The sequence below is a fragment of the Streptomyces sp. NPDC016459 genome (genome assembly GCF_040632845.1).
Lineage (GTDB): Bacteria > Actinomycetota > Actinomycetes > Streptomycetales > Streptomycetaceae > Streptomyces.
Genome location: NZ_JBEYCR010000013.1, coordinates 113,494 through 126,301, shown reverse-complemented (window position 1 = coordinate 126,301; position 12,808 = coordinate 113,494). Strand labels below are relative to the sequence as shown.

Below are 12,808 nucleotides of genomic sequence, written 5' to 3'. Positions count from 1 at the left end.
GGCGCGTTAACGTTGCCGGGGTACGGGTCCCTCATCGGGGCGCGTGCCCCGGCTTTCGTATGTGGGAGGACGCACATGGAGTTGCAGGACACCCCGGAGGAGTGGCGGGTCGTCGCCACGACGACCCCGTTCCAGGGAAACAAGACGAGTGTCCGCACGGACGACGTGGTCATGCCCGGCGGCACGGTCGCGCGCCGCGACTACCAGGTCCATCCCGGCTCGGTGGCCGTCCTGGCCCTGGACGAGGAGGACCGGGTCCTGCTGCTCAAGCAGTACCGGCACCCGGTGCGGCAGAAGCTCTGGGAGATCCCGGCGGGACTCCTCGACGTGCCCGGCGAGAACCCGCTGCACGCGGCCCAGCGCGAGCTGTACGAGGAGGCGCACGTCAAGGCCGAGGACTGGCGGGTCCTGACCGACGTCTACACGACGCCCGGCGGCTGCGACGAGGCGGTACGGATCTTCCTGGCGCGGGACCTGTCGGAGGCGGAGGGCGCGCGCTTCGAGGTCGCGGAGGAGGAGGCCGACATGGAACTGGCGCGGGTGCCGGTCGCGGACCTCGTCCGCGGAGTCCTCGCGGGCGAGTTGCACAACAACTGCCTGGTGGTGGGGGTGCTGTCGCTCGCGGCCGCCCGCGCGGGGGAGGGTCTCGACGCGCTCCGCCCGGCCGAAGCGCCCTGGCCGGCCCGCCCGTTCGAGGCGTAGCCCCGCCCGGCGGGCCCGGCCCCTCGTCCGGACCTCCCGGCCCGCCCTCGGCGGCGCCCCATGCCACAAAGGGCGCACTGATGTGACCATCTGTTGATCCGATCGGGGGACGTGCCCGCCCTGCTCCACCAGGTCCGTGCCGTGCCCTGAACTACGCTCGGAATCGCCCGTGCGGAGCCCCCCACGGGATCGGCTCGTGCGCAGGTGGACGGGAGCGTGGCCCGTGACGGATCAGGCGGTGGCGACGGCCGGAAGCCGACAGTTCTTCGGCCGGCAGCGGGAGTTGAAGGCGCTGCGCGCCGACATCGAGCGGACCGGCCTCGACACCCTCACCGGCCGCAAGGCGCCCCGCGCCCGGGTCCTGCTCATCGCGGGCAAGCCCGGCTCAGGACGCACCGCGCTCGCCGAGGAACTGGCCGCCGGGCTCGCCGACCGCTACCCCGACGGGATCTTCCGGGCCCGGCTCACCGAGCCCGACGGAGCACCCGTCCCCACCGCCCGCGTCGCCCAGGAACTCCTCGCCGAACTCGCTGTCCCCGAACCCCCCGGCGCGGCCGAGGACGAGCTGACCGAACTCGTCCGCGGCGCCCTCGGCGACCGCCGGGCCGTCCTGCTCCTCGACGACGCCGTGGACGCCGCACAGGCGGACCCGCTGATCCCCGACAACCCGGACGTCCTGGTGGTGGGCGTCGCGAGGGGACCGCTCACCGGCATCGCCGACGTACGGCCCTGCACGCTCGGCGGGCTCGACCCCAAGTCGGCCATCGACCTGCTCACCGCCTTCACCGGCTCCGTACGCGTCACCGTCGACCCCCAGGCCGCCGAGGCCCTCGTCGAGGAGTGCGGCGGACTCCCCGGCGCGGTCGTCCTCGTCGGCGCCTGGCTCTCCACCCACCCCGAGACGTCCGTCGCCGACCTCGCCAAGCGGCTGCGCGGGCTCGGCGGCGACCCGATCACCCGGAGCTTCCTGCTCGCCCACGAGGCGCTGCCCGCTACCGCCGCCCGGATACTGCGCTACCTGTCCCTGGCTCCGCTGGGCCGGGCCGACGCCCACACCGCCTCCGCGCTGGCCGGCTGCTCGGTCTCGGCCGCCGCCACCACCCTCGCCGACCTCGCCGCCCTGGGGCTCGTCTCCGCCGGCGAGGACGGGCAGTACGAGGTTCCCGGCCACCTCGTGCCCCTGCTGCGCGCCCGCCTGGAGGAGGGCGACCGGCCCGCCGAGGTGCAGCTCGCGCGGGCCCGGATGCTGGAGCGGACCGTACGGCTCCTCCAGTCCTGCCGTGCGGTCACCGAACCCGAGGGCTCGTCCGCGCGCCGGAAGCTGGCCGGCCTGCCGCGCGCCCTGCGCTTCCCGAACGAGGCCGCCGCGGCCCTCTGGCTGCGCTCCCGGCAGCCCGTCCTGCTCGCCTCCGCCCGGCTCGCCGTCGCCGACGGGGAGCTGGACACCCTGGCACGGCGGCTCGTCGCGTCGTTGGTGAGGGCGCTCACCGCGCACCGGGGCGCCGAGACGGCCGCGCCCGAGCTGTACGGCCTCCACCAGCTCGTCCTGGACGTGGCCGAGCGGCGCGGCCTGCACCGGGAGCGGGCCGCCGCCCTGCTCAACCTGGCCGATCTCGATGCCAAGACCGGCAGGACGAAGGACGCACTTCTGCGATATCGGTTGGCTTTGGATGCCGGACGCGCAGCAAATGATCCGTACGCGACCGGTCGCGCGATGGAATCCGTAGGTGGCTCGTATCAGGAGCTCGGGGACTGGCAGCGGGCCGGTGACTGGTACGGACGGGCTCTCGCCCAGCGGCTCGCCCGGGACGAGCGCGCCGACCAGGCCCGGCTCTACGGCCGCCTCGGCGCCGTACAGACCTACGCGGGCCGGTACGGCGAGGCCCTGCGGAACTGGCGAGCCGCCGCCGCGGGCTACCGACGGCTCGCCGATCTCCCCGGATACGCGCGGGCGTTGAGCGAGGCGGCCCGGGTCCAGGAGTACGCCGGACGGCCCGAGGAGTCCCTGCGGACGTGCGAGGAGGCGGTGGAGTGGGCCCGGCGCGCCCAGGACACCCGGCTCCAGGCCGCGCTGCAGCTGCGGCTCGCCGACACCCTCGACCGGCTCGGGGACCCGGCGGCGGCCAGGCTGCACCGGGCCGCCTCCGACAGACTGCTGGAAACAGCAAGATCCGCCTACGAAATCCGCAGCGAGTCCGTCGAAGATTAGTACTTTGAAAGGCTAGACAGGGAGAACTCCTTCATTAGACTGGGTGCGCCGCGTTCGAACGTGGTCTGCCCCGCTGCGCCGCAGTGCATCCGGGTATGTATCGCAGTGCCCCAGATATCCCCCTGATTCAAGGACCGTGATCGACGATGAAGGTCGGCATCCCCCGCGAGGTCAAGAACAACGAGTTCCGCGTGGCCATCACCCCCGCCGGTGTCCACGAGCTCGTCCGCCACGGCCACCAGGTCTTCATCGAGCAGAACGCCGGTGTCGGCTCCTCGATCACGGACGAGGAGTACGTCGCCGCCGGCGCCGGGATCCTCCCCACCGCCGACGAGGTCTGGGCCACCGCCGACCTGCTGCTCAAGGTCAAGGAGCCGATCGCGGAGGAGTACCACCGTCTCCGCAAGGACCAGACGCTCTTCACCTACCTGCACCTCGCCGCTTCCCGGGAGTGCACGGACGCGCTCCTGGCGTCCGGCACCACCGCCATCGCGTACGAGACCGTCGAGACCGCCGGCCGCGCGCTCCCGCTGCTCGCCCCGATGTCCGAGGTCGCGGGCCGCCTGGCCCCGCAGGTCGGCGCCTACCACCTGATGCGCTCGGCCGGCGGCCGCGGTGTCCTCCCCGGCGGCGTCCCCGGCACCCACGCCGGCAAGGCCGTCGTCATCGGCGGCGGCGTCTCCGGCTGGAACGCCACCCAGATCGCCGTCGGCATGGGCTTCCACGTGACCCTGCTCGACAAGGACATCAACAAGCTCCGCGAGGCCGACAGGATCTTCGGCACCCAGGTGCAGACGATCGTCTCCAACGCCTACGAGCTGGAGAAGGCCGTCGTCGAGGCCGACCTCGTCATCGGCGCCGTCCTCATCCCGGGCGCCAAGGCCCCGAAGCTGGTCACCAACGAGCTCGTCGCCAAGATGAAGCCCGGAAGTGTCCTTGTCGACATCGCGATCGACCAGGGCGGCTGCTTCGAGGACTCGCACCCGACCACACACGCCGAGCCGACCTTCCAGGTCCACAACTCGGTCTTCTACTGCGTCGCCAACATGCCGGGTGCCGTCCCGAACACCTCCACCTACGCCCTCACCAACGCCACGCTGCCCTACATCGTGTCGCTGGCGAACAACGGCTGGGTCGAGGCGCTGCGCCGCGACGCCGCGCTGGGACTGGGTCTCAACACCCATGACGGCAAGGTGGTTTACAAGGAGGTCGCCGAGGCTCACGGTCTCGAGCACGTCGAGCTGAGCAGCCTCCTGGGCTGACCCCCTCGGCACCCCCGTCAACGCGTGCCGTCAATCCGCGCACCGGCCGGACCTTGTTCGACAAGGTCCGGCCGGACGCGTGTCCGGACCCGGCGAAACGTTCGGTCAACTCGCCGCGAACGTAATGCTTTAACCGTTTCGCACACCCCTGAAACGTGTGGATGCATGCCTGCGCACCCTTGACAGAGAGGTGTTCGGTTGCCGACACATCGGGCCGGGTCCGGCGGATTGTGTTGCTGCGGACCGGTGACACGCCATAGAGTCGCCAACCGTCGGCATGGTGCCACGCTGACCTATCGATAAATGTTCCTGGTGACATCCAAGGAGGTAAGACGACTTGTGAATGAGTCGACAATTACTCCCGGGAGCGGTGCGCCAGGTGCTCCGATCGGCTCCGTCGCGGTGCGGACCTTCGCGACGCACCAGCCCATGACGACAGCCCACACGATGAAGACGATGGACGGCCTACACGTGAACGCCACGGCCGGCAACGAGATGGGCCGAGAGTCCACCCACTTCGCCGCCTACGACGAGGTGCCCGAGGGGCACTTCTACGACCCCGACGCCGAGTACGAGCCCGACCCGGAGTACGCGGCCACCCTCGCACCCGACGCTGCCCGCCAGCGCCGCGAGCGGATCGGCCCCACCGGACGCCCGCTCCCGTACTTCCCGATCCCGGGTCCGCTGACCGACCACGGACCCGCGAAGATCATCGCGATGTGCAACCAGAAGGGCGGCGTCGGCAAGACCACGTCGACCATCAACCTGGGTGCCGCGCTCGCGGAGTACGGACGACGGGTGCTGCTCGTCGACTTCGACCCGCAGGGAGCCCTGTCGGTCGGTCTCGGCGTGAACCCGATGGAGCTCGACCTCACCGTCTACAACCTGCTCATGGAGCGGGGCATGTCGGCGGACGAGGTGCTCCTCAAGACCGCCGTGCCCAACATGGACCTGCTGCCGAGCAACATCGACCTCTCGGCCGCCGAAGTCCAGCTCGTCAGCGAGGTCGCGCGCGAGTCCACGCTCCAGCGCGCCCTGAAGCCGCTGATGAACGACTACGACTACATCGTGATCGACTGTCAGCCCTCGCTCGGCCTGCTGACCGTGAACGCCCTGACGGCGGCTCACAAGGTCATCGTGCCGCTGGAGTGCGAGTTCTTCGCCCTGCGCGGAGTGGCGCTGCTCACCGAGACCATCGAGAAGGTCCAGGAGCGGCTCAACCCCGAGCTCGAGCTCGACGGCATCCTCGCCACGATGTACGACTCGCGGACCGTGCACAGCCGTGAGGTCCTCGCGCGCGTCGTCGAGGCCTTCGACGACCACGTCTACCACACGGTCATCGGGCGGACCGTGCGCTTCCCGGAGACCACCGTCGCCGGTGAGCCCATCACCACGTACGCCTCCAACTCCGTGGGCGCCGCCGCCTACCGCCAGCTCGCCAGGGAGGTGCTCGCCCGGTGTCACGCCGAGTGAGCCTGCCCGGCGCCGACGAACTCTTCCGTACGACCGGGGGGACGGCGCTCCAGGCGTCCGCACCCCGCCGGGCCGTCCCGGCACCGGCCGGCGAGAGCGCCCCGGCCGCCGACGGGTCCGCCTCGGCCGAGCACACGGCGGCGGCCTCCGAGACGGCGGAACCGCGGGCCCGGACGGCGGAGCCCGGGAGCGCCGCTTCCCAGGGCGCGCCGACCGCCGCCGTACCCGCCCCGGCGGCGCGGCGGCGCGGCGGCCGCACCCCGAACCGGCGGCCCAGCGGTCGTGAGCGCCACGACGAGAAGATCACGGTCTACGTCTCCGCCGAGGAGCTGATGGACCTGGAGCACGCCCGGCTCGTGCTGCGCGGCGAGCACGGGCTCGCCGTCGACCGGGGCCGGATCGTCCGGGAGGCCGTCGCGGTCGTCCTGGCGGACCTGGAGTCCCGCGGCGACGCGAGCATCCTCGTCCGCCGCCTGCGGGGCCGCTGACGGTAGCCTGCGGGCTGCCACGCTCCCCGCTCCCCCTGGACCTCCATGCACCACGTCTCCGACGAAACGTCCCGCCCACCCCGCCGCCGCGTCCTGGGGCGCGGAGGGGGCGGGCCGGAGCCCGTACCGGCTGCGGAGCCGGGCGAGGCTGCGGATCCGGGTGAGGCCTTGGAGTCCGGTGGGGGCGGTGAGGTCGGGGACGGGCGGTTCACCGTGCGGCTCTCGAACTTCGAGGGGCCCTTCGATCTGCTGCTCCAACTGATCACCCGGCACAAGCTCGACGTCACCGAGGTCGCCCTCTCCCGGGTCACCGACGAGTTCATGGCGCACCTGCGGGCCCTCGGGCCCGACGGGGACCTCGACCAGACCACCGAGTTCCTCGTCGTCGCCGCCACCCTGCTCGACCTCAAGGCCGCCCGGCTGCTGCCCGCCGCCGAGGTGGAGGACGAGGCGGACCTCGCGCTCCTGGAGGCCCGCGACCTGCTCTTCGCCCGGCTCCTCCAGTACCGGGCGTACAAGCGCATCGCGGCGATCTTCGAGGAGCGCTGGGAGGCCGAGGGCCACCGCCACCCCCGTACCGTCGGACTCGAACCGCACCACGCCGAGCTGCTTCCCGAGGTCGTCATCTCCATCGGCGCCGAGGGCTTCGCCAGGCTGGCCGTCAAGGCCATGCAGCCGAAGGCCGAGCCCCAGGTGTACGTCGACCACATCCACACCCCGCTCGTCAGCGTCCGCGAGCAGGCCGCCGTGGTCGTCGCGCTGCTGCGGGAGCGGGGGACGGCGCTCTTCCGGGAGCTGATCGAGGACGCGGGGGACGACACCCTCACCGTCGTCGCCCGCTTCCTGGCCCTCCTGGAGCTCTACCGGGAGAAGGCCGTCGCCCTCGACCAGGAGACCGCCCTCGAGGACCTCACGGTCTCCTGGACCGGTGGGGAGGCGGACCCGTCCGGGGCCGTGACAGACGAATTCGACCAGGAGACCGCCGCGTGAGCGACCTCAAGCCCGCCCTCGAAGCCGTCCTCATGGTCGTCGACGAGCCCGCCACCGAGGCCCACCTCGCCAAGGTCCTGGAGCGCACCCCCCGCGAGGTGGCCGACGCCCTGCGCGAGCTGGCCGACGAGTACACCGCCCAGGGCCGCGGTTTCGAGCTGCGCCTGGTGGCCGGGGGCTGGCGGTACTACACCCGCGCGGAGCACGCCCCGGCCGTCGAGGCCTTCGTCCTGGAGGGGCAGCAGGCCCGGCTCACCCAGGCCGCGTTGGAGACGCTCGCGGTCGTCGCGTACCGCCAGCCGGTCAGCCGTTCCCGGGTCTCCGCGGTCCGCGGAGTGAACTGTGACGGCGTGATGCGGACCCTCCTGCAGCGGGGTCTGGTGGAGGAGACGGGCGCGGAACCCGAAACAGGTGCGATCCTGTACAGGACGACGAACTACTTTCTGGAGCGGATGGGCCTGCGCGGCCTGGACGAGCTCCCCGAGCTGGCGCCCTTCCTCCCCGAGGCGGAGGCGGTCGAGCCGGACTCTCTGGAGGGTGTTCCGTCGTTCGATCCGGATGCACCGGGTCGTGAGGACGACGACAAGACGGAAGTTTGATGCGAAGCAGCAGCGGCAGGAACAGCAGCGGAAACAACGGCGGGAGCCGTGGTGGCAACAGCGGCGGCCGCGGCGGCAGCAGCGGTGGCGGCCGCGGTGGCAGCGGTGCCGGCGGTGGCGGAGGCTACCGCGGCTCCGGTGGCAGCGGCGGCGGCAGTGGCTCCGGTGGCGGCTACCGGAGCTCCGGTGGCGGCAGCGGCTCCGGTGGCGGTGGCTACCAGGGCGGTGGCGGCTCCGGCGGTGGCGGTGGCTACCGAGGCGGGAGTGGCTCCAGTGGCGGCAGCGGTGGCGGTGGTTACCGGGGCGGCAGTGGTTCCGGCTCCGGCGGCGGTGGTGCCTACCGGGGCGGCAGTGGCTCCAGCGGCGGCAGTGGCTCCAGCGGTGGCGGTGGCTACCGCGGTGCCGGTGGCGGCGGTGGCCGTGACGACCAGCGCCCGCGCAGGCCTCGCCCCGAGGAGCGCGCGTACGACGTGAGCCCGCCCGCCGAGGCTCCGAAGAAGGGCCGCGGCTCCGCGGCCCGCGGAGGCGCCAAGGGCGGCCCCAAGGCCCCCCAGGGCACTCCGCCCCGTCGCGGCCCGCACGGGCAGCGGCAGGCCCCGGCCCGTTCGCGCGAGCTCGAGGCCAAGATCGAGCAGCGCAACCGGGAGCGGTACGAGGGCCGGCCGGAGATCAAGACCCCGAAGACCTTCCCCGGCGCCGAGCAGGAGGGCGAGCGGCTGCAGAAGGTCCTCGCCCGTGCCGGCATGGGCTCGCGGCGCGCCTGCGAGGAGCTCATCGAGCAGGCCCGCGTCGAGGTCAACGGCGAGATCGTCCTGGAGCAGGGCAAGCGCGTCGACCCGGAGAAGGACGAGATCAAGGTGGACGGCCTGACCGTCGCCACCCAGTCGCACCTGTTCTTCGCGCTGAACAAGCCCGCCGGCGTCGTCTCCACCATGGAGGACCCGGACGGCCGTCAGTGCCTCGGCGACTACGTCAACAACCGTGAGACCCGGCTCTTCCACGTCGGCCGGCTCGACACGGAGACCGAGGGCATCATCCTGCTCACCAACCACGGTGAGCTGGCCCACCGCCTCACGCACCCCAAGTACGGCGTCAAGAAGACCTACCTGGCCGCCATCACCGGCCCGCTGCCCCGCGAGGTCGGCAAGCGGCTCAAGGACGGCATCCAGCTGGAGGACGGCTACGCCAAGGCCGACCACTTCCGCGTGGTCGAGCAGACCGGCAAGAACTACCTGGTCGAGGTCACGCTGCACGAGGGCCGCAAGCACATCGTGCGCCGCATGCTGGCCGAGGCGGGCTTCCCGGTCGAGAAGCTGGTCCGGACCGCGTTCGGTCCGATCGCCCTGGGCGACCAGAAGTCGGGCTGGCTGCGCCGCCTCACCAACACGGAGGTCGGCATGCTGATGAAGGAAGTCGGCATGTAGGGGCCCCGCCCACAGTCGGAGAAGCCCGTGACCGCCCGGCGGTCACGGGCTTCTCCGTGTTCCGGGCCGGTCACGGGCGTCTGCGTCTTCCGGGACCGGCCTTGTGGCCGGGGCCCGACCCCCTTTATAGTCAAGATGACTCTTAAGGAGGCGGGCGTGAGCCTCGCAAGCATTCTCGAACCCCTGCAGCAACCGCTCTTCACCGTCCTCGACACCCCGGTCAGCTGGACCGAGGTCCTCGGATTCGGCAGCGGAGCGCTCTGCGTCTGGCTCGTCGCCCGCCAGCACCTCGCCAACTGGCCCATCGGCATCGCCAACAACCTGTTCTTCGTCCTGCTCTTCACGCAGGCGGGGCTCTACGCCGACGCCGGCCTCCAGATCGTCTTCATCACCCTCGCCGTGTACGGCTGGTGGACCTGGACCCACGGGGGTGGACCAGGCTCCGACGCCCTCCCGGTGCGCCGCACCACGCGCACCGGGAGGGCGTGGCTGCTCACGGCGGGGGTGGTGGGGACCCTCGCCCTCACCCTCCTGCTCGACCGCGCCACCGACTCGACCGTCCCCTTCTGGGACGCCGTCACGACCGCGCTGTCCCTCATGGCGACCTACGGCCAGTGCCGCAAGCGCCTGGAGTCCTGGTGGCTGTGGATCGCCGCCGACGTGGTCTACGTACCGCTGTACGCCCACAAGGAGCTGTACCTGACCTCCCTGCTCTACCTCGGCTTCATGACGCTCTGCGTCCTCGGCCTGCGCGGCTGGACCAGGGACCTCACCGACCGGCGCGACCGCGTCCCGGCGGGGGCGACGGCATGAAGCGCTACGGACACGGCCTGGTCCTCGGCAAGTTCTATCCGCCGCACGCGGGCCATCACCACCTCGTCCGCACCGCCCTGGACCGCTGCGAGCGCCTCACCGTCCTCGTCTGCGCCTCCTCCGTCGAGTCCGTGCCCCTCGACGAGCGGGTCGCCTGGATGCGCGAGATCCACCCCGACGCCCTCGTCGTGGGCGCCGTCGACGACATCCCCGTCGACCTCCACGACCCCGAGGTGTGGGAGGCCCACATGGCGGTCTTCCGGGACGCCGTGCGCGAGCCCGTCGACGCCGTCTTCACCTCGGAGCCGTACGGGGAGGAACTCGCCCGCCGCTTCGGGGCCGAGTCCGTCTGCGTCGACCCCGGGCGCACCCGCTTCCCCGTCTCCGGCACCGCCGTCCGCGCGGACCCCGCCGGCTGCTGGGACTTCCTGGAAGCGCCGGTACGGGCGGCCCTCACCCGGCGGGTCGTCGTCCTCGGCGCCGAGTCCACCGGCACCACCACCATGGCCCTCGCCCTGGCCGACCACTACCGGCGGCGCGGCGGGGTCTGGGCCCGCACCCGGTACGTACCGGAGTACGGCCGCGAGTACAGCGAACTCAAGCTCGCCGAACTCCGCGCCGAACGCCCGGACGCGACCTGGGCCGACGTCGAATTCCACTCCGCCGACTTCCCCGTCATCGCCCAGCGCCAGGCCGAACTGGAGGAGGAGGCGGCCCATGACGGCTCGCCCGTTCTCTTCTGCGACACCGACGCCTTCGCCACCACCATCTGGCACGAGCGGTACATGGGCACCGCCAGCCCCGCCACCGGCGAGATCGCCGCCCTCGGCCGGCAGCACCTCTGGCTGCTCACCGACCACCGGGGTGTCGACTTCGAGGACGACGGACTGCGCGACGGGGAACACCTGCGGCCTTGGATGACCGCCCGGTTCCTCACCCAGCTCGCCCACAGCGGCCGCCGCACCGCCGTCCTCAGCGGACCCCACGAGGAGCGGCTCGCGGCCGCCGTCGCCGCCGTGGACGCGCTGCTCGCGGAGGGCTGGCACCTGGCCGACCCCCTGCCGGAACGCCGATGACCGGCCGCCGGGTGCCCGTGGGGTACGACCCGTACGCCTTCGAGCCGTTCGCCGTCACCGTCGACCTCGCCGTCCTCACCCTCCGCGAGGGGCGGCTCCACGTCCTGCTCGTCGAGCGCGGCCAGGAGCCGTACGCCGGCTCCTGGGCCCTCCCCGGCGGATTCGTCCTCCCGTCCGAGTCCGCCGAGCGGGCCGCCCGCCGCGAACTCGTCGAGGAGACCGGCCTCTCCGGGGCCACCGTCGCCGGGCTCCACCTCGAACAGCTCCGCACCTACAGCGAGCCGGACCGCGACCCGAGGATGCGGGTCGTCTCCGTCGCCTTCACCGCGCTCGTACCCGACCCGCCCGAACCCCGTGGCGGCGGGGACGCGGCCCAGGCGCGGTGGCTGCCGTACGACACGGTCGGGGGTCTCGCCTTCGACCACGACCGGATCCTCGCCGACGCCCAGGAACGGGTCGGCGCCAAGCTGGAGTACACCTGCCTCGCGACCGCTTTCTGCCCGCCCGAGTTCACCCTCGGCGAGCTGCGGCAGGTCTACGAGACGGTCTGGGGCGTCGAGCTCGACCGCCCCAACTTCCGGCGCAAGGTCCTCACCACGCCCGGCTTCGTCCAGGCCGTGGAAGGACCTCCGCGCCTCACCGGCGGACGGGGGAAACCGGCCGCTCTCTACCGGGCGGGCGAGGCCACGGCCCTCCACCCGCCCCTCCTGCGACCGGAAGGACGATCCGCGTGAACCTCGCACGCACCGCGACCAAGCAGGCCGCCACCGGCTCCCTGATCGGGCTGGCGCTCGGCGACGCGCTGGGCTTCCCCACCGAGTTCAACGACGTGCCCTCGATCCTCGCGAAGGCCGGACCCTGGCGGGAGATGGCGCTGCCCGTCAGCGGCGGCACGGCGTACGTCACCGACGACACCCAGATGGCCCTCGCCTTCGCCCGGGGCATCCGCACCGCCATGGACCGGGGAGTGCTCGAACCCGAGCGGCTCGCCGGGCCCGTGCGGCAGGAGTTCGTCGACTGGTACCACTCCCCGGAGAACAACCGTGCTCCCGGCAACACCTGCCTCACCGCCTGCGGGCTCCTCGACGGCGACCGGCTCTGGCAGGACGCCAGCCAGATCCACTCCAAGGGCTGCGGCGCCAACATGCGGGTCGCCCCCGTCGGGCTCGTCCCCGGGCTCAGCGAGGAGCAGCGGGCGGGCGCCGCGCAGCTCCAGTCGGGGCTGACCCACGGTCACCCCACCGCGCTCGCCGCCTCCGACCTCACCGCCCGCGCGGTGTACCTCCTCGCCCAGGGCGTCGACCCGGCCGGCCTGGTCGGACAGCTGCGCTCGTACGCGTACGAGAACCGCGACCGCTACCACGAGCACTGGCTCGGCGACCTCTGGACCCGCTCCCAGGACCCGTCCGCCCTCTCCTTCATCCGGCGCGGCTGGGACGAGTGCCTGGCGATCCTGGAGCGCCTCGCCGCCGTCCAGCGCACCGCCGACCCGGAGCTCGACCCCTGTACGTACACCGGTGACGGCTGGATCGCGGAGGAGGCCCTCGCGACCGGGCTGCTCTGCTTCCTCCTCTTCCCCGGCGAGCCCCTCACCGCCCTGCGCCGCGCCGCCTGCACCCGAGGCGACTCCGACTCGATCGCCGCCCTCGCGGGCGCCTTCGCCGGAGCCCACCTGGGCGCCGACGCCTGGCCGAAGGAATGGGAGGAGCGCGTCGAGTACCGGAGCGACCTGCTGACCCTCGGCGCGCTCTGGGACGCCTGATCCCTGACGA

The 12,808-nt window shown here is 72.4% G+C and carries 12 protein-coding genes; all 12 read left to right on the top strand.

Annotated elements, in window-relative coordinates; genetic code table 11:
- Positions 1-75: 75 nt before the first annotated feature.
- The 12 genes from ABZ567_RS26255 to ABZ567_RS26200 all read left to right on the top strand — a co-directional run bounded on the left by ABZ567_RS26255 (position 76) and on the right by ABZ567_RS26200 (position 12,798).
- A complete protein-coding gene (locus tag ABZ567_RS26255; RefSeq protein WP_360794072.1) occupies positions 76-702 on the top strand; it encodes an NUDIX hydrolase in 627 nt (208 codons plus the stop codon).
- 223 nt (positions 703-925) lie between these two features.
- Positions 926-2,911, top strand: a complete 1,986-nt coding sequence (locus ABZ567_RS26250) for a tetratricopeptide repeat protein (RefSeq protein ID WP_360794070.1) — start codon at positions 926-928, stop codon at positions 2,909-2,911.
- Positions 2,912-3,057: 146 nt separating this feature from the next.
- Entirely contained in the window at positions 3,058-4,173 is a 1,116-nt protein-coding gene (ald, locus tag ABZ567_RS26245; protein ID WP_360794068.1) for an alanine dehydrogenase, read from the top strand.
- A 447-nt stretch (positions 4,174-4,620) separates the two neighbouring features.
- On the top strand, positions 4,621-5,646 hold the full coding sequence (locus ABZ567_RS26240) for a ParA family protein (protein WP_030212665.1): 1,026 nt from the start codon (positions 4,621-4,623) through the stop codon (positions 5,644-5,646).
- Positions 5,643-6,134 (top strand): hypothetical protein, encoded by a 492-nt coding sequence (locus ABZ567_RS26235; protein ID WP_360794114.1) that lies wholly within the window; start codon positions 5,643-5,645, stop codon positions 6,132-6,134. Before ABZ567_RS26240 ends, ABZ567_RS26235 begins: the two co-directional genes overlap by 4 nt.
- 45 nt (positions 6,135-6,179) lie before the next feature.
- Entirely contained in the window at positions 6,180-7,124 is a 945-nt protein-coding gene (locus ABZ567_RS26230; RefSeq protein WP_360794067.1) for a segregation/condensation protein A, read from the top strand.
- Positions 7,121-7,723, top strand: a complete 603-nt coding sequence (gene scpB, locus ABZ567_RS26225) for an SMC-Scp complex subunit ScpB (protein WP_360794065.1) — start codon at positions 7,121-7,123, stop codon at positions 7,721-7,723. The genes ABZ567_RS26230 and scpB overlap by 4 nt, the downstream gene beginning before the upstream one ends.
- Positions 7,723-9,147, top strand: coding sequence for a pseudouridine synthase (locus ABZ567_RS26220; protein ID WP_360794063.1), 1,425 nt, complete (start codon positions 7,723-7,725; stop codon positions 9,145-9,147). The genes scpB and ABZ567_RS26220 overlap by 1 nt, the downstream gene beginning before the upstream one ends.
- A gap of 156 nt (positions 9,148-9,303) precedes the next feature.
- On the top strand, positions 9,304-9,960 hold the full coding sequence (gene pnuC / locus ABZ567_RS26215; protein WP_360794061.1) for a nicotinamide riboside transporter PnuC: 657 nt from the start codon (positions 9,304-9,306) through the stop codon (positions 9,958-9,960).
- The gene (locus ABZ567_RS26210) at positions 9,957-11,036 is read left to right on the top strand and encodes an AAA family ATPase (protein ID WP_360794059.1); all 1,080 of its coding nucleotides are present in this window, start codon (positions 9,957-9,959) and stop codon (positions 11,034-11,036) included. Before pnuC ends, ABZ567_RS26210 begins: the two co-directional genes overlap by 4 nt.
- On the top strand, positions 11,033-11,770 hold the full coding sequence (locus ABZ567_RS26205; protein WP_360794057.1) for an NUDIX domain-containing protein: 738 nt from the start codon (positions 11,033-11,035) through the stop codon (positions 11,768-11,770). Before ABZ567_RS26210 ends, ABZ567_RS26205 begins: the two co-directional genes overlap by 4 nt.
- Positions 11,767-12,798, top strand: a complete 1,032-nt coding sequence (locus tag ABZ567_RS26200) for an ADP-ribosylglycohydrolase family protein (RefSeq protein WP_360794055.1) — start codon at positions 11,767-11,769, stop codon at positions 12,796-12,798. The genes ABZ567_RS26205 and ABZ567_RS26200 overlap by 4 nt, the downstream gene beginning before the upstream one ends.
- Positions 12,799-12,808: the final 10 nt, after the last annotated feature.